Below are 18,005 nucleotides of genomic sequence, written 5' to 3' on the forward strand. Positions count from 1 at the left end.
GTCCGTGCTAAACCCTTCCAGAACCTGGCCCGGCATATTGTCGGCGTCAGTCATCGCGGTGCTGATTGGCACCGCGTTGTTTTCTTTACTGACTCAGGCTCCAACGCCAGATATCGCCTCACTTTGGCACGATCCTTACCTCAAGCATGTCACCCTGTTCAGCATTAAACAGGCAGTCCTTTCCACGCTGTTGTCCGTCGGGTTGGCGATTCCTGTTGCCCATGCGCTCTCGCGTCGGCAGTTTCCAGGCAAGCGCTTATTACTGAAATTATTTTCCATGACGCTGGTCCTGCCTGTGCTGGTTGGCGTGTTCGGTATTCTGGCGATTTACGGCAAGAAAGGACTGCTGTCAGATTGGCTTCCTTTGATGGGATTGAGCTGGGACCTCAATATCTATGGCCTTTCCGGCATTTTGCTGGCACACGTATTCTTTAACCTGCCATTTTCCACTCAACTTCTGGTACAGGCTTTAGAGCGGGTTCCAGGTGATCAACAAAGACTTGCGCAACAACTCGGAATGCGCGGATGGCATCGCTTCCGCCTATTGGAATGGCCTTACCTTCGCCAGCAACTGCCTCATGTGATTGGTTTGGTCTTTATGCTCTGCTTTACGAGCTTTGCGACTGTGATGGCACTGGGTGGCGGTCCAGGCGCAACAACTATTGAACTTGCTATCTATCAGGCTATCCGCTTTGATTTTGATTTGCAGACAGGTGCGCTGCTGGCACTATGGCAACTGCTGCTTTGTGGCCTTTTCCACCTCGCCATCCAGCGACTGACGCGTCCTGTTTCCCAGCAAGGAAAGGACAGCCATATTGTGCTTCCACCAAGACTCGACAGCACTGCTGAAAAAATCTGGGACATCGCATGGATTGCCCTCGCGGTACTTTTTGTCATTCCTCCCCTTCTGATGGTGACCCTGAGTGGTATCAACCCCAGCGCGCTGAATGTACTAACAAGTGCAGCGCTTTGGCAGGCGACCGCCAACTCCCTATCATTGGCAGCAGGAGCTGCGGTTAGCGCTTTTGTACTTGGCAGTGCCATTGTGCTCACTAGCCGCTTTTGGCGTTTATGTGGCGCAAACCGGCGTGCAGATAGCATAGAAATGACCGCTTCGCTGATATTGGTGGTGCCCAGCGTAGTCCTCAGCACGGGTCTATTTCTAATGCTGCGCGAGCACATCGATGTGTTCAGTTCACCTTATTGGCTCGTTCTTGCAGTCAATACATTGATGGCGTTGCCTTATGTGGTGAAAACGTTAAGCACACCTGCTTTCCAACTTTCGCAGCAATATCAGAACCTGTGCAGTAGCCTCGGTGTAAAAGGAATCAACCGCCTCAAGCTCATTGAGTGGCGCGCTCTAAAGGCGCCGATTGCCCGTGCTGTCGGTATCAGTTTTGTGCTTTCTACCGGCGATCTTGGTGCGATTGCTTTGGTCGGCAGTCAGGATTTTCAAACCCTGCCTTTGTACCTGTTCCACCTAATGGGGAGCTATCAAATGGATGCGGCTGCTGCGGCATCGCTAATTCTGTTTGCACTCAGCCTCGGCAGTTATGCCCTCATCGAAAAAGTTATTTCAGGAAAACGTTATGCTGCGCGTCAGTGAGCTCAATTATCAATACCGGTCTGAAACGCTAAGTTTCTCTTTTGAAGCAGCGCCTGGCAGCATCACCGCCATTTTAGGTCCCAGCGGTGCAGGAAAAAGTACTCTGCTCTCTTTGCTGTGTGGGCTTTTGCCGCCTCAAGAAGGCTCGGTGAGCTTCAATGACGACAACTTCACACAAAAGCCATCGCATGACCGCCCACTCTCTATTCTTTTCCAGGAACACAACCTGTTCAGTCACCTTAGTGCGTTTGACAATATTGCGTTGGGCATCAGTCCCAAACTCTCTCTGAGCGCTGAAGACAAGGCTCGTGTTGAAGAAGCCGCCGCCAAGGTTGGATTAGAAGGTTACCTAAACCGTCAGCCTGGTGAACTGTCTGGTGGCCAGAAACAGCGGGTGGCGTTGGCAAGGTGTCTCGTCCGTAACCGCCCTCTGCTTTTACTTGATGAGCCGTTTTCGGCACTGGATCCTTCCCTGCGTAGGGATATGCTTTTGGAAGTTCAGCAACTTGCCAAAACAACAGGAACCACCATTTTGATGGTGACCCATCATCCTGAAGATGCTATCGCCATTGCTGATAAGGTGTTGTTTATTGACGGTGGAAAGGTCGTTTATCACGCTGAAATTGCCGAACTCAGCACACCAAATGAGGTCATAACACCCTACATTTCATAATGTTAGATGATGTGTGATGGTGAAATATTGCGCATCAACTAACCGCATCTATACTTATTTTTAAGACACTTAACACATAAGAGAGATGCGATTGTGACTGTTACCAGTATCGATGTACTGGACTCGGTGGTCGATATTACAGCCCAGACAGAGTCCGATACCATTTCCGAAAGCCTTATTACGACTGTTTTACAGCTAACACCGGCTAACCAGGTATTGGTGTTGGATTACAATGCGGAAGCAAGCCCGGAGTTCATGGTTGTCGCGTGTTCAGACATCTTCTTATTTGAAGAAGAGAAAGACGCCATCGAGCGGGTACTTCGCAACTGCGTGATCATCGGCGAGAACGTGGTGGAATACAGTAAGGATGACAACCAATCCTTGCTAGCCGTCCCCATCCGTTACGGTGAAAACAATGACATCCATGCAGTCGTATTTTGCAAAGCCGACGAGCTCAAAGGCGATGAAGTGCAGCTCATTGAAGGGCTCGCGAAGATCTACGAGAACTACCAGAAGATCATTTCAGCCAGCGAACGTGACGGCCTGACAGGCCTGTATAACCGCAAAGTATTGACGACCAAAATCGATCTCTTGCTTGATCGCTTTTTGATTCAGGGCACCAGCATCACTGACGACCCAACACATCATCACTGGGTGTGTATTTTCGATGTTGACCACTTCAAGCAAATCAACGATGCACTTGGTCACGTATTTGGCGACGAAGTACTACTGCTCATCACTGCGATGATGAAGCAGTCATTCGACGAAGAAGATATCCTGTTCCGCTATGGTGGCGATGAATTTGTGGTGATTATGCATCCACAGCCTCGTGAACAGATGGAAGCCACGGTGAGAAACTTCCTGGAAACCGTCAACAAACGCGATTATGGTCAAGCCAAGGAAGTGTCAATTTCTATGGGAGCTGCGGCCATCAGCGATCAGGAGTTGAATGCTATTACTGTATTGGGTTTCGCTGACCAAGCACTCTATAAAGCGAAGCAAAATGGTCGAAACCAAGTCGCCTTCTATGAAGATTTGATAGCCTCTGGCGAGCTGCAAGAGCTTGTGCCCGAGGATGATGTCGAATTGTTTTAACCGTCGCATTGTTTAAGAAGCCGCCACATAAGGCGGCTTTTCTTTTTGGGATGTAAGTTCAATTTTCACATCACATTAACGATTGACAGAAATCTGATTAATCGTTTCACACAACGCAAAGGGTTGCGTATAATCTCGACAGATAATCTAGACAGGTTGATGTACCCGAGTTCTCTTATGCCCAGTATTCGCCAGCTCACCGCTCTTTTGCTGACGTCAGTACTCTTTTCGTTTTCGCCATTATCATTTGCTGAAACCAAAAAGCTGATCATTACGGGCTCTTCGACCTGGCAACCCTTCTCATTCATCAACCGCCTTGGTCAACCCGACGGCATCATGGTGGATTTTTGGCGCCTCTATGGCAAAGCCAACAATGTTGATGTCACCTTTGAACTCAAGCCCTGGAGTGAATCACTGGAGTACGCCCGTTCGACACCGAACGTGATACATGGTGGATTAGGCTATACTGGCGATCGCGCAAAAACACTGGCTTTTTCCCGCGAACTTCCGCTAAATCACTACAATGTTCACCTATTTGCGCAAAAAGACCGCTCATTTGAAGGGCTTGATTCGCTCGACTCCGCCATCGTCGGCACCGTCAAAGACAGCACTAAACACGCTTTTCTGATTTCCCGAATTCCAGAAAAAAACATCCGCCTTTTCCCGACATTTGGCTCGTTGAATGATGCCGCCTACCGCGGCGAGGTCGATGTATTTATTGATGACTACAGCACTGCGCTATACGACATGCGCCATACAGGCAACAGCGGTCAGTTCACATCACGCCAGAAACTCTATTCTTTCCCGATGCATTTCGCTGTCAGTAAGGATTCCAAATCAACCATCGCAAAGGTTGAGCGAGGGTTGAACAACATTGACCCGTCTGACTTGCAGGCCATTTATGATAAGTGGCTGCCTCAGAACAAACTTCACCTGGCGCTACCTTGGCTCAACAAAACCGCGCAATACCTGATTTTTCTCTGTTCCATGGTACTGTTGACGGTCGGTTTGTTTCTGTACCACCGCCTACTCAAGCACCGCACCGCAGAGCTAAAATCTGCCGTGAAAGCACTCAAGGATTCAAAGCAAAAGCTGGAAACTGCGACCCAAAACGACCCGCTGACTGGCACCAAAACCCGTCATCAATTTTTCACAGCATTGAGTGATAAGCGATTTTCACCATCACCTTACGTGGTCGCCGTGTTAGATATTGATCATCTAAAGCAAGTCAATGAAAGCTATGGGCAAGATGTCGGTGACATGGCAATTAAGCATCTGGCTACTCAGCTTAGGCTTCAGCTTTCGAGCCAAACACTGCGCGCTCGTTTGGGCGGGGGAGAATTTGCGGTCCTGTTTGATTTAAGCGACAGCAGTCAGGCACAACGCAAGTTGCAACAGTTGCAGAAAACGCTTCAGCTCAGCCTGCTTTACATCGACCAGCAAGTGGTACCCGTAAAATTCAGTTCTGGGATTGCCTGCTATCCCTATGATGGTGAAAGTGGTGAGAAGTTGGTTCGTATCGCCTCAACCCGTATGCGCGCCAATAAGCAGTCACAGAACAACTTTACGGCGGGCAACAATGACGACGATTTATTTACTGAGCATCGCTGGGCTTAGTAGCACTATGCAGAAAAACAAAGGCTGCCAAAGGGCAGCCTTTTTCAATTCGGTTCCGGTTAGAGGTTCTCTTCAGCAAACTCTGCGAGACGGCTGCGCACCACACCATTGAGGTAAACACAGGCACTGCCTTCAAAGTTCTTAAATCTTTCCACAATGTATGTCAGCCCTGATGTCACAGGGGTCAGATATGGACTGTCTATTTGCGCCAGATTACCGGAGCAAACGATTTTCGTTCCCTCACCACAACGGGTGATGATGGTCTTCAACTGTGATGCGGTGAGGTTTTGACACTCATCCAGAATCACAAAAGCATTCTGGATGGAGCGGCCACGCATAAAGTTGATGGATTTAAACTGGATATTGGCTTTATCCATGATGTAACGCATCGAGCCATCTGCACACTCGTCATTTTTGTGCAGCGCTTCCAACGTATCGGTCACTGCACCTAACCAGGGCAGCATTTTCTCTTCTTCGGTGCCGGGAAGGAAACCGATAGACTCAGCAATTTCCGGCGTGTTTCGGGTCACGATGATCTTGTCATACATGCCCTTTTCGACCACCTGCTCAAGAGCAGCTGCCATGGCCAGGATGGTTTTACCACAACCTGCAGGGCCGGTCAGGATCACCAGATCCACATTCGGGTCGAGCAATGCATCCATTGCCATTCCCTGATAGATATTTTTCGGGCGCACTCCCCAGGCTTCGCGGTGCATCAAACGTTCACGGCTGATGTCCTTGACGGTCATTTCCGTTTCGGTTAACCCCACCACACGTCCGGCAAAATCGTCACCTTCATCCAGCAGGTACTGGTTCACGAAGGTCGTATCGGCGAGTTCACGCGGCAAAGTGTGTAAGGTGGTGCGGCCGCTGTTTTCCGTTTCCACTTGACCGACTTTGTCCCAAAAGCCGCCTTCAAAGACCTGGAAGCCTTTGGTCAGCAGGCTGACATCATCAATCAACTGGTCGGTACGGTAGTCTTCAACAAACAGTACGCCAGCCCCTTTCGCACGCAGGCGCATGTTGATGTCTTTGGTGACCAGTACCACGGTTCTTGGTGAGCGTTTAGCCTGCAGGTGCAGCACCGCATTGAGGATACGGTTGTCTCCCGCTTTGTCGGCAAACGCCTGAACGGTTTCCTTAATTTCGTAGTCTGCAAAAATGGAGACGGTCCCCGTGCTGCCTTCTTTGCCGACAATAATTCCTTCAGCAATCTGGTCTGGGGTGGCGTCTTTAAAGATATCTTCGAGGGCACGAATCGCGACACGTGCGTCACGGGAGACATCCCGCTTGCTGTCTTTGATCCGGTCTAGCTCTTCGAGGACGGTCATGGGAATGATCACGTCATGTTCTTGAAAGGAATAGATGGCGAAAGGTTCATGAAGCAGGATGTTGGTGTCCAGCACAAAGAATTTCCGATCGGCATCGCCCATAGGCACCTCCTTGGTTGCATAGGCTTGTGGGAGCCCCACGAGTTTCCCCTGATCCCGCAAGCAAACCGCGTGCCACGGTAATCGGGTAAATACAGCCACTACGCTAAAAAGTCTGTGTCTGCATAATCTTAATCGTAAGACATATTTCAGTGTTTACCCGTAGACTACGCCACATTTTCACGAATTTGTTACTTGTTTGTTACGACCGCCAAATTTCCAACATTCGCCGTGACCCTGCTCACAAGTTCGAGTACCATTGGCAACCTTTTTCTCCGTGCGCATCATGGCCTACACTGTAGTTCGCATGAGGCACGTCATCTCCAATTTGTGTCAGCTTTAACCAGAGGTTTCTCCCCTATGTCTTACGCCCTCGGACAACGTTGGATCAGCGATACCGAAAGTGACCTGGGTCTGGGTACAGTTGTTGCGCTTGATGCGCGTACTGTGACCCTGATGTTCCCAGCCAGTGAAGAAAATCGACTCTACGCCAATAACGACGCGCCCATCACGCGCGTGATGTTTAACGTAGGCGATACCATTGAAAGTCATGAAGGCTGGTTCCTGACCGTTGAACGTGTTGAAGAGGAAGGCGGCGTGCTGACCTATGTGGGTACACGCACCGACTCGGGTGAAGAAAACACGCTGCTTCGTGAAATTTTCCTGAGCCACCAAATCCGTTTTAACCGCCCGCAGGACAAGCTGTTTGCCGGTCAAATCGATCGCATGGACCGTTTTGCACTGCGCTACCGCGCCTTGAAGAACCAATACGAGCAGCATAAGAGCCCTATGCGCGGCCTGTGTGGTATGCGTGCGGGTTTGATCCCTCATCAGCTTTTCATCGCCCATGAAGTGGGTCGCCGTCACGCGCCACGCGTATTGTTGGCTGACGAAGTAGGCTTGGGTAAAACCATCGAAGCAGGCATGATCATCCACCAGCAAGTGTTGTCAGGTCGTGCGTCCCGTGTTTTGGTTGTTGTGCCGGAAACCCTCCAACACCAGTGGCTGGTTGAGATGCTTCGTCGCTTCAATCTGCACTTCTCCATTTTCGACGAAGAGCGCTGCATCGAAGCGTTTGCGGATGCGGATAACCCGTTTGATACTGCACAGCTGGTACTGTGTTCATTGGATTTCCTGCGTAAAAGCCGTAAACGTGCGGAGCAAGCCGCCGAAGGCGAATGGGATCTGCTGGTCGTCGACGAAGCGCATCACCTTGAGTGGAGCGAAGAGAAAGCCAGCCGCGAATATCAGGTGATTGAAGGCATCGCTGAAAACACCCCAGGCGTGCTGCTGCTGACGGCAACCCCAGAACAGCTGGGTCACGAAAGTCATTTTGCCCGTCTGCGTCTTCTCGACCCAGACCGTTTCTATGACTACCAGGCATTTGTAGAAGAAGAAACCCAATACGCGCCGGTCGCTGACGCAGTGAGCCAGCTGCTGTCTGAAGACAAGCTCAGCAATGAAGCGAAAAACAGCATTACCGAACTGCTTTCCGAGCAGGATGTTGAGCCGCTACTGCGTATTATTGAAGCTGGAGATGTCGATAACGACCAACGCCGTGACGCTCGTAACGAGCTGATAGACAACCTGATGGACCGCCACGGTACGGGCCGCGTGTTATTCCGTAACACCCGCGCGGCGATTCAGGGCTTCCCACAGCGCCATTTGAACCTGTACCCACTGGCACTGCCAAGCCAGTACCAGACCTCGATGCGTGTTGCCGCCATGATGGGTGGCAGCAGCCAATCTATCGAACAAAAAGCGGTTCAGTGGCTGTACCCTGAAGATATTTACCAGCAATTTGAAGGTGAAAACGCCTCTTGGTGGGGCTTCGATCCACGTATTGACTGGCTGCTGGATTTGTTGAAATCCAACCGTCAAGAGAAAGTGCTGGTGATTTGTTCACGCGCACAAACTGCATTGTCGCTGGAGCAAGCACTTCGCGAACGTGAAGGTATTCGCGGTACTGTTTTCCACGAAGGTATGTCGATTCTGGAGCGCGATAAAGCAGCTGCTTACTTCGCACAGGATGAAGCTGGCGCACAGGTGCTGATCTGTTCTGAAATCGGCTCAGAAGGCCGTAACTTCCAGTTTGCTAACCAACTGGTGATGTTCGATTTGCCAATGAACCCAGACTTGTTGGAGCAACGTATTGGCCGTCTGGACCGTATCGGCCAGAAGCGCGACATCGAAATCCACGTCCCATTCATGGAAGGGACGTCGCAAGCACTGCTGGCGCGTTGGTACAATGAAGGCCTGAACGCCTTTGAAGAGACCTGTCCGACAGGCCGTGCTGTCTTTGAACACGTTCAGGAAGATTTGCTGCAACTGCTGGCGAAAGGCAGTCTGGACGAGTCTCTGGATACGTTGATTGAAACCAGTGCCGAGATGCACCACAGGCTGAAAGCGGAGCTTGAAAAAGGCCGCGACCGTCTGCTGGAGATGCACTCTAATGGCGGCGACAATGCCAAGGCGTTGGCAGAAACCATCGCCTCCCATGACGGCGACACCAATCTGGTGACCTTTGCGTTAGGCCTGTTTGACACGGTTGGTCTGAATCAGGACGATAAAGGCGAGAATGCCATTGTGGTCACGCCTTCAGAGCACATGCTGGTATCGAGCTACCCTGGCCTGCCAAGCGAAGGCTGCACCATCACCTTTGACCGTGAAACAGCGCTATCTCGTGAAGACCTGCACTTTATCAGTTGGGAACACCCAATGATCCAGGGCGGTATTGATCTACTGCTTTCTGAAGATGTGGGCACCACTGCGGTTTCCCTGTTGAAAAACAAGGCTCTCCCTGTCGGCACCCTGTTCCTTGAGCTGCTGTATGTAGCCGATGCACAGGCACCGAAGAGCTCAGGCATTCACCAGTTCCTGCCAGCGACCCCAATCCGTGTACTTCTGGATGCAAAAGGCAACGATCTGGCAGCGCAGGTAGAGTTTGAAGGCTTCCACCGTCAACTGAGCCCTGTGAACCGCCATCTGGCAAGCAAACTGGTGTCCTCAGTTCAAACCCAAATTCATGGTTTGATCGAAATGGGCGACCCGCTGGCTGAAAAACAACTGGCCGTGGTCAAAGAAGCGGCAGAAGCTGAGATGACAGCCAAGCTTCGTGCCGAGCTGGATCGCCTTCAGGCACTGAAAGCCGTGAACCCGAACATCCGTGACGATGAGCTGGAAGCAATTGAAACCCAGATGGGCGAGCTTCGTGGCTATATCAATCAAGCGCAGGTAAATCTGGATGCGCTGCGTGTGATTGTGGTCAGCCATCAGTAATCTGTGCTAGCCCAAAGGCAAGGCACTGCTTCGGCGGTGCCTTTTTGTATCCAGTCTTCCCTTTACATCGGGGCATGCTAAACTGCCGCCCGTCTAACCTTCGAGCAGTTCCTTTTCGAGTAAAGCCATGAGCGACTTTATCTATAACCCGCCAACGGATCCTTGGTTGGATGTTATCTATCAGGATGATGACATCATTGCCATCAACAAACCGAGTGGTCTTCTGACCAACCCGGGTCGCGACCCTGCACATTACGACAGTGCATGGTCACGCATCAAGGCGGAATATCCTGACGCTGAATTGGTTCACCGACTCGATATGTCGACCTCTGGCCTGATTGTGTTTGCTAAACATAAAGAGGCAGAACGCCACCTGAAAGCCCAGTTCCGTGAACGTGTAACCCACAAGCTCTATTACGCACGCGTTTGGGGCAATGTAGAGCAGGATGAAGGACGCATCGACCTGCCGCTGATCTGTGACTGGCCAAACCGTCCAAAGCAAATGGTGTGTTTCGAAAACGGCAAGCCGTCAGTAACAGACTACGAGGTGATTAAGCGGGAAAAGAAAACCTCACTGGTGCGTCTTCTTCCTCTCACGGGTCGATCCCATCAGCTTCGCGTTCATATGCTGGCGCTCGAACACCCAATTGTCGGCGACGAGTTTTACGCTCATCCACAGGCACTGAAATACTCACCGAGACTGCAACTTCATGCAGGAGAGCTCTGTTTTCTCCATCCAGGATCAGGCAAACCTATGCACCTGTCAGCACCATGCGATTTTTACGGCAACGCGCCAAGTGACACGCTGGTACGACGAGGCATCAAAGCTGACCCCGAACTGTTGAAGTAATCAACAGTTCGGCTTTACACTGGCGGAAAAAGGAAGCCCGCCATGGAAAAGATTGTCTTTCTGGATAGTGCCACTATCCCCTCTCATATCCGTATTCCCTCGCCCTCTTTTCCTCACCAATGGGAAAGCTTCGAAGAAACATCACCCGAAGAAGTATTCAGCAGACTCAAAGATGCCACCATTGTTATAGCTAACAAAGTCATCCTCAATGGAGAACTGTTGGCTCAACTCCCATCGCTAAAGCTGATTGCCGTGGCCGCAACAGGCTATAACAATGTCGATATCGACTGGTGCAAAGCCAACCACCTTCCTGTTTGTAATATCCGTGGTTATGCCACCCGCTCCGTGCCAGAACATGTCATCGCGCTCGCTTTTGCTCTGAGAAGAAACCTCAATGCCTACCACAGGGACATTGAGCTGGGTGTTTGGAAAGAGAAGAACCAATTTTGCTTCTTCACTCATCCTATCGGTGATATTGCTGGCGCCACGCTCGGGATTATTGGGTCAGGTAGTTTGGGACAGGCAGTAGCGATACTCGCTAACGCTGTCGGCATGAAGGTGATTCGCTCAGAACGAAAAGGCGCAACATCGGTCCGAGACGGGTATGTTTCATTTGAGGATATGTTGCAACAGACCGATATCCTGACCCTGCATTGTCCGCTCAGCGATGCTACCCGAAACCTGATTGGCGCTGAAGAACTTGCAAAAATGAAGTCTACTTCGGTGTTAATCAACACGGGACGAGGTGGCTTGGTTGATGAAATGGCGCTGGTTGAGGCGCTTAAGAAAGGCGAAATTGCTGGCGCAGGGGTGGATGTATTTACTGAAGAGCCTGCTACAACCAGCAATCCATTGTTGGCGCATGCAGGAATGCCGAACTTAATCCTGACCCCTCATGTCGCTTGGGGCAGCGATTCCAGCATCCAGACACTGGCAAATCAACTTACCGACAACCTGAATGCCTTTATCGAAGGTAAACCACAGAATCTCGTGTAAGGGCTTATTTAAAGCCCTTTTCTTTTTTGATCAGATCGTAAGCTGCCTGAATTTCCTGCGCTTTTTGTTTTGCCATCTCCATCATTTCAGGTGGCAGACCTTTTGCGGCTAGCTTATCCGGATGGTGCTCATTCATCAGCTTTCTGTGAGCACGTTTAACTGTCTGTGCATTCGCATCTTCATCAACACCCAAAATTTTGTAGGCGTCAGCGATATTGGGCCCGCCAAAACCTTTTTGCCACTGTTGCTGACCTTGATGCTGGCCACCCTGTTGTTGATAAAACTGGTAAGCCGCTTCCTGCATCGCCAAGCGCTGCTCGAGTTGCCGACGGGAAAAACCTAGGGTGCTGGCAATCGTGTAAAGCACCTGACGCTCGCTCGGGTGCATAGAACCATCGGCATACGCAGCCTGAATTTGCACCTCAAGGAAGAACTGCAGCAGGTCAAACCGGCCACCACAGTTGCGACGAACCGACGCTAATGTCTCTTCCAGCGGGAACGTGGCGTCTTTACCTTCACGGAATGCATCTTGTGCTTGCCGTCTCGCTTCACCATGCAGCCCCATCCGATCCATAAGCTCTGTCGCAAGACGAATTTCGTTTTGCGTCACCTGACCTTTGGCTTTGGCAACATGTCCCATGACTGAAAAAGTGGCATGAAAGTAAGCCTGTTGACGCGCTTGCTGGTTCTGCCCCTGAAAACCACCGCCCAAGGAAACGTTTTGTCTTGCCTTATCGAACTTATGCCCCAAAAACAGACCTAACAATAATCCGAAAGGACCACCGAGCAGGAAGCCAAAAAATGCCCCCAGCACTTTTCCCCAAATCGCCATGCATTATTCTCTATTTGACTAATTTATCTCGATTCCGCCAGCAAGCAGGTGCCGTGAGAGATGATTTGCATTATCATAACCCCCATTTTTCAGCAAAAAATTGCCAGGACGCAGCGCAAGAGTATACCAGTGCTGTATGCCAACAACAGGATTGAGTTTTAATGTCACTGACTGCCAGAAGTTTTTTATCCTCGATGATTTGCCTTGCCCTTTATGGACAGGCCATGGCGGAAGAGAGCCAAGTTACTCAGGACAGCACAGAACCGCTGGTGATCCCGACTGAAAAATGCCTTGCACCGGAATACCGCTGTCGCCCAAATACAGGCAACACAGATGATATCAACAATTTACCGGTGAGAATTGAGGCAGACAGTGCTGAAGCCAAAGCCAACGAAAAAGCCATTTACCGTGGTGACGTCGTGGTGACTCAGGGTAATCGCACTGTTAAAGCCGACACAGCGACGCTGCGCCAGCCGGAAAATATCGTTACCGCGGAAGGGAGTGTATATTTCCATGACGGGGAAATCGCTATTTCCGGTCAGTCTTTGCAAACCAATCTGGATAATGAAGACACTACTCTGAACGATGCCCAGTACAAAATGATGTGTACCCCGGGCCGCGGCGAAGCCAAGCGCGTATTTAAAAACGGCACCACCTTCTACGAGTTGGAAGATGGCACTTACACCACCTGCCCTGACGATGACAAAAGCTGGCGTTTCAGTGCCGGTAAGTTGGAAAAGGAAGATGGTGACATTTTTGCTGACCTCTACCACGCCCGCTTTGAAGTGTTAGATACCCCGATTTTCTATCTGCCTTACCTTCGCGTGCCGGTTGAAGACGGCAGACTGACAGGTTTCCTTTATCCTTCCATCAGTTGGAACGATACCGACGGTTTCGGACTGGAAACGCCGTTTTACTGGAATATTCATCCCCAGGCTGACATGCGCATTACCCCTAAATATATGTCTAACCGTGGCTTGTTTATGACCATGGAACCCCGTTACCTCACCGAAATGGGCTCAGGCAGCATGGTGCTCGAATACATGGGGGAAGATAAACTCTACCCTGAGTTTGATAAGAGCTGGGGTTTCAACTGGAGTCATTCCGGAATCCAAAACCACTGGCTATACGATATTGACTACAGCAAGGTCAGTGATTTTAGTTACTTCACACGCCACACCGATTCGCGCGTGGGTAGCCGTGAAGACAACACCTTGTTGCAAACAGGTGAAGTGTCCTATCGTGACCTGAACTGGGACTCAACACTGACGGTTCGTAATTTTCAGCCTCTAAGCCAAGACACTTCTGTATACCGCTTATTGCCTCAGTTAGCGATGAACTATTATCGTCCAGAGGCAGGCTTCGGATTTGACTTTTACATGCCAGCGCAAATCAGTAAATTTGCAACTGATGACAACAGTAAACCTGATGCGCTTCGCTTTAACATTGAGCCCACCATTGTTCTGCCTTACAACCTGCCCTGGTTGAGTGCGACTGCAGAAGGTAAATTATTTTACACCTATTACGACCAGTCAAATATTGATGGTGTGATTGGTGTTAATGGTGAGGAGCTTGAGGAAACAGTCTCCCGCGTGGTGCCGATGACAAGACTTCACGCCGTCGTGACGCTGGAACGCAATGGTGCATTCTTCGATACCCCATATACACAGACTCTGGAACCGCAAATTCAGTATCTTTACATCAAAGACGTTGACCAATCTGGCATTTACAACCCGGTCAACTACTCAGGTGGTGGCTACGATACTGCGCGCCTACAAACGGATTACTATGGCCTGTTTAGGGCTAACCAATACAGCAGTGTCGACTATATCAACCCGGCTAACCAATTTACGGTTGGTGCTGCGACCCGCTTCTTTGACGATGGATACAAAGAACGATTTAATCTGGCATTTGGACAGATTTATTATCTTGATCGCTTCGGCAATCAGGAAGATACATCCATTAATTACTCCGCGTGGGCAATTGAAAGTGAGCTGAACCTCAATGATTACCTGTTTGTCAGAGGGTCATTGGAATACGATAGTAATCTCAGTGACTTGCAATTTGGCAATGCCACTTTGGAATATCGGGATGGCGAGTTTTATGCTCAAACCAGTTATCGATACGTAGCAAAAGATTACATCGCGAGTACCGTTGGGTTCGACAATTTAGACCAGATCACTGAAGACGGGATTTCCCAAGTTGGTTTAGTCACTGGCTTTCCCATCACTTCAAATGTGAATTTTCAGGGGCAGTACTTTCACGACTTAACGCAAGATCTAATGTTAGAAAACCAGTTTGGTCTGACATACACATCTGCTTGCTGGGTGATTGGCCTAAGTTACAACGAATATCTGCTGGCGCGCAGCAATATCAATAATACTGCGCGATACGACAACAACATCAGCTTGTCATTCAGTCTGCTTGGTCTTGGTGCTAACGCAGGCTTTGGCTACAGCACCGCCAGCGGCAACGCCTTGGGTTACCGCAATCCGTTTGGCCTTAAGAACTAATTTTGAGATTTTGGAAACACAAATGAATAAATGGACGAAAGCTTTACTGGCCACGGCAATCTCAGCCAGTTCGTTAATGGTGTCGGCTTCCCCGGCAGAATTAGATCGCGTTATCACTGTTGTGAATGAAGGAGTGATCCTTTCAAGTGATGTCGAATCTCTAAAAAAGACAGTGGCTTTGAACGCAGATACGGCAAACCTACCACCAGAAGATGTGCTCGAGCAACAAATCCTCGACCAGCTCATCATTGAAGAACTCCAGCTTCAAGAAGCCAAAAGATTGGGTATTCGTATCGACGACACCCGCTTAGAGCAGGCCATTGACTCTATCGCCAAAGACAAGGATGTGTCTGTAAACCAACTACGTGAAGAGTTAAAACGTAGCGGTATCACTTGGTCGTCTTACCGAGACCAAATCCGCCGTGAGATGACCATCAGCGAAGCGCGTAATGCTCAGGTTAGACGCCGCATTAATATTCTTCCTCAGGAAGTGGAGTCACTGGCATCCCAACTCAACGCAAAGAATTTAGAGAACGTTGAATACCGACTGAGTCATATCCAACTTCGATTAGATGAAGATGCAGACAAGGACGAGCGTGATGCTGTCGCGGCCAAAGCCAACGAGCTGGTTTCTGAGCTTGAGGCTGGCGCCAATTTCAAAGCGCTCGCTCTTGCAAACTCCAAAGGCCCGAAAGCACTTGATGGCGGTGATTGGGGATGGATGCGCCTTGAGGAAATGCCAACCATCTTCGCCGATCAAATCAAAAGCAACGGCAAAGGTGCTGTCATTGGTCCATTCCGCAGCGGTGTGGGTTATCACATTCTGAAAATTGCTGATGTAAAAGGCCTTCAATCTGTCGCCGTCACCGAAGTGAAAGCCCGTCATATCCTCATTAAGCCTTCTATCGTACTGAGTGATGATGGTGCGAAACGTCAGCTCAACCAAATGATTGCGCAAATCAACAAGGGCGAGAAAACCTTTGACGATTTAGCCAAACAATACAGTGCCGATCCAGGCTCTGCGGTGAAAGGAGGCGACCTTGGCTGGCAAACCTCAGAGCTTTATGTGCCTGAATTCAAAGATAAAGTCGACACGCTCCCAGAAGGTCAAATCAGCGAACCATTTAAAACCGTTCATGGCTGGCACATTGTCGAAGTGTTGGATCGTCGCCAGGCTGACCGCACCGACGCTGCAATGCAAAACCGTGCTTACCGCATGCTGCTGAACCGTAAGTTTAATGAAGAAGCACAGGCTTGGTTGCAAGAACTTCGTGCTGGTGCTTACGTAGAACAAGTGGGTAACCTTGATGAAGACAGCTAATCCAAAACGCATTGCGATCACCCCAGGAGAACCAGCGGGAATCGGTCCTGATTTGGTTCTCGCGCTTGCGCATGACAATTGGCCCCACGAGCTGGTGGTTTGTGCCAATAAAGCAATGCTGGCAGAGCGCGCCAAGCAGCTCGGTATTAGCGTCAGCTTTGAAGATTACGACCCATCAGCAGCACCCAAGGCCCATCAACCGGGCGTACTGGTAGTTTGTGATGAGCCACTTGAAGCTGACGTAGTAGCAGGCGAGCTCAATGAAGCGAATGGCCACTATGTGTTAAACACCCTAACCCGCGCAGCCGAAGGTAACATGCAGGGGGAGTTTGCCGCAGTGGTGACAGGTCCGGTTCACAAAGGTGTGATTAACCGTGCCGGCGTGTCATTCAGTGGCCACACTGAGTTCTTCCAGCACCACGCTAATGTGCAACAAGTCGTCATGATGTTGGCAACTGAAGGACTTCGCGTTGCTTTGGTCACCACCCATATTCCGTTAGCCTATGTCTCGAAAGCTATTACCGAAGATCGCCTATTCCAGGTGATTGGTATTTTGAACGACGACCTCAAATCCAAGTTCGGTATTACTGAACCTAAGATTTATGTCTGCGGCTTGAATCCCCATGCTGGGGAAGATGGCTGCCTAGGCCGCGAGGAAATCGACATCATCGAGCCAGCACTTGAAAAACTTCGCGAGCAAGGCATGAATCTCATTGGCCCTTTGCCTGCAGACACACTTTTTCAGGACAAGTACCTGAAAGATGCAGATGCCGTATTGGCGATGTATCACGATCAGGGGCTGCCTGTGTTAAAATTCAAAGGATTTGGAAAGTCAGTCAACATCACGCTTGGCCTGCCTTTCATCCGAACTTCAGTAGATCATGGTACCGCATTGGATTTAGCGGGTACCGGAACGGCGGATACTGGAAGCCTGCGGACAGCGCTATCCCACGCCCTCGAATTAGTAGATAAGAAAGCATGAGCGATAAAGTCCACCTTGGTCACCGCGCCCGCAAGCGTTTTGGCCAGAACTTCCTAAACGATCCGTACATCATTGATGGCATCGTTTCCGCGATTAATCCACAGCCAGGCGAAAACTTGGTTGAGATAGGCCCAGGTCTGGGGGCATTAACCGAGCCTGTTGCACGCGAAGTCGACAAACTGAGCGTGGTAGAGCTAGACCGCGATCTCGCAGAACGCCTTCGCCATCACCCGGATTTGGCAGATAAACTGACCATCTATGAAGGCGATGCGATGAAGTTTGACTTTACGCAATTGTCCTCTGAAGAGAATCCTTTGCGTATTTTCGGTAACCTGCCGTACAACGTTTCCACGCCATTAATGTTCCACCTCTTTAGCTTTGCGGGTAAAGTCAAAGACATGCACTTTATGCTGCAAAAAGAGGTTGTTAACCGTCTGGCTGCCGGTCCAAACAGCAAAGCCTATGGCCGATTGACAGTTATGGCACAGTACTACTGTAAAGTTGTACCTGTATTGGAAGTGCCGCCAACAGCGTTTAAACCTGCGCCAAAAGTAGACTCGGCCGTTGTGCGCCTTATTCCACACAAAGAGCTGCCACACCCAACCACTAGCCTTAAATGGTTGGAGCGTGTTTGCCGAGAAGGCTTTAACCAACGCCGTAAAACAGTGCGTAACTGTTTCAAATCACTGATTGATGCAGAAACCATGGAATCGCTGGGTATCGATCCTTCGGCACGCCCAGAGAGCCTCACGCTGGCACAGTTTGTTGCACTGGCAAACTGGATGGATGCAAACCATCAACAATAATTTCA

At 50.1% G+C, this 18,005-nt stretch carries 13 protein-coding genes; 11 read left to right on the top strand and 2 right to left on the bottom strand.

Annotated elements, in window-relative coordinates:
* Positions 1 to 4: 4 nt before the first annotated feature.
* From thiP to QL223_RS11120, 4 genes are all read left to right on the top strand, one after another.
* The gene (gene thiP, locus QL223_RS11105) at positions 5 to 1,606 is read left to right on the top strand and encodes a thiamine/thiamine pyrophosphate ABC transporter permease (protein ID WP_002536445.1); all 1,602 of its coding nucleotides are present in this window, start codon (positions 5 to 7) and stop codon (positions 1,604 to 1,606) included.
* The gene (gene thiQ, locus QL223_RS11110; protein WP_002536447.1) at positions 1,590 to 2,279 is read left to right on the top strand and encodes a thiamine ABC transporter ATP-binding protein; all 690 of its coding nucleotides are present in this window, start codon (positions 1,590 to 1,592) and stop codon (positions 2,277 to 2,279) included. The genes thiP and thiQ overlap by 17 nt, the downstream gene beginning before the upstream one ends.
* A 93-nt stretch (positions 2,280 to 2,372) precedes the next feature.
* Complete coding sequence (locus QL223_RS11115; protein ID WP_002536449.1) at positions 2,373 to 3,374, top strand: GGDEF domain-containing protein; 1,002 nt, start codon at positions 2,373 to 2,375, stop codon at positions 3,372 to 3,374.
* A gap of 177 nt (positions 3,375 to 3,551) precedes the next feature.
* The gene (locus QL223_RS11120) at positions 3,552 to 4,991 is read left to right on the top strand and encodes a GGDEF domain-containing protein (protein ID WP_002536450.1); all 1,440 of its coding nucleotides are present in this window, start codon (positions 3,552 to 3,554) and stop codon (positions 4,989 to 4,991) included.
* Positions 4,992 to 5,050: 59 nt separating this feature from the next.
* Here QL223_RS11120 and QL223_RS11125 read toward each other — a convergent pair whose 3' ends face one another.
* Positions 5,051 to 6,424, bottom strand: coding sequence for a PhoH family protein (locus QL223_RS11125; protein WP_002536452.1), 1,374 nt, complete (start codon positions 6,422 to 6,424; stop codon positions 5,051 to 5,053).
* Between the two features lie 357 nt (positions 6,425 to 6,781).
* Between QL223_RS11125 and rapA the strand changes: the two genes are divergently transcribed.
* From rapA to QL223_RS11140, 3 genes are all read left to right on the top strand, one after another.
* Positions 6,782 to 9,700, top strand: coding sequence for an RNA polymerase-associated protein RapA (gene rapA / locus QL223_RS11130; RefSeq protein WP_281544774.1), 2,919 nt, complete (start codon positions 6,782 to 6,784; stop codon positions 9,698 to 9,700).
* 127 nt (positions 9,701 to 9,827) lie between these two features.
* Positions 9,828 to 10,550, top strand: a complete 723-nt coding sequence (gene rluA / locus QL223_RS11135; protein ID WP_281544775.1) for a bifunctional tRNA pseudouridine(32) synthase/23S rRNA pseudouridine(746) synthase RluA — start codon at positions 9,828 to 9,830, stop codon at positions 10,548 to 10,550.
* Between the two features lie 42 nt (positions 10,551 to 10,592).
* Positions 10,593 to 11,546, top strand: a complete 954-nt coding sequence (locus tag QL223_RS11140; protein WP_281544776.1) for a D-2-hydroxyacid dehydrogenase — start codon at positions 10,593 to 10,595, stop codon at positions 11,544 to 11,546.
* 4 nt (positions 11,547 to 11,550) lie between these two features.
* Here QL223_RS11140 and djlA read toward each other — a convergent pair whose 3' ends face one another.
* Positions 11,551 to 12,378, bottom strand: coding sequence for a co-chaperone DjlA (gene djlA / locus QL223_RS11145; RefSeq protein WP_281544777.1), 828 nt, complete (start codon positions 12,376 to 12,378; stop codon positions 11,551 to 11,553).
* 161 nt (positions 12,379 to 12,539) lie between these two features.
* On the opposite strand from djlA, the gene lptD reads away from it, so the two are divergent.
* From lptD to rsmA, 4 genes are read left to right on the top strand one after another with little or no spacing between them, the layout of a single operon-like run.
* A complete protein-coding gene (gene lptD / locus QL223_RS11150) occupies positions 12,540 to 14,891 on the top strand; it encodes an LPS assembly protein LptD (RefSeq protein ID WP_002536462.1) in 2,352 nt (783 codons plus the stop codon).
* Between the two features lie 22 nt (positions 14,892 to 14,913).
* Positions 14,914 to 16,212 carry a peptidylprolyl isomerase SurA gene (surA, locus tag QL223_RS11155; RefSeq protein ID WP_002536463.1) on the top strand — a complete coding sequence of 433 codons (1,299 nt, stop codon included), beginning with the start codon at positions 14,914 to 14,916 and terminating at the stop codon, positions 16,210 to 16,212.
* On the top strand, positions 16,199 to 17,194 hold the full coding sequence (gene pdxA / locus QL223_RS11160; RefSeq protein WP_039849608.1) for a 4-hydroxythreonine-4-phosphate dehydrogenase PdxA: 996 nt from the start codon (positions 16,199 to 16,201) through the stop codon (positions 17,192 to 17,194). The genes surA and pdxA overlap by 14 nt, the downstream gene beginning before the upstream one ends.
* Positions 17,191 to 18,000, top strand: a complete 810-nt coding sequence (rsmA, locus tag QL223_RS11165) for a 16S rRNA (adenine(1518)-N(6)/adenine(1519)-N(6))-dimethyltransferase RsmA (RefSeq protein WP_002536467.1) — start codon at positions 17,191 to 17,193, stop codon at positions 17,998 to 18,000. The genes pdxA and rsmA overlap by 4 nt, the downstream gene beginning before the upstream one ends.
* The last annotated feature ends 5 nt before the right edge of the window (positions 18,001 to 18,005 follow it).

The sequence above is a fragment of the Grimontia sp. SpTr1 genome, assembly GCF_947387585.1.
GTDB lineage: Bacteria > Pseudomonadota > Gammaproteobacteria > Enterobacterales > Vibrionaceae > Enterovibrio > Enterovibrio indicus.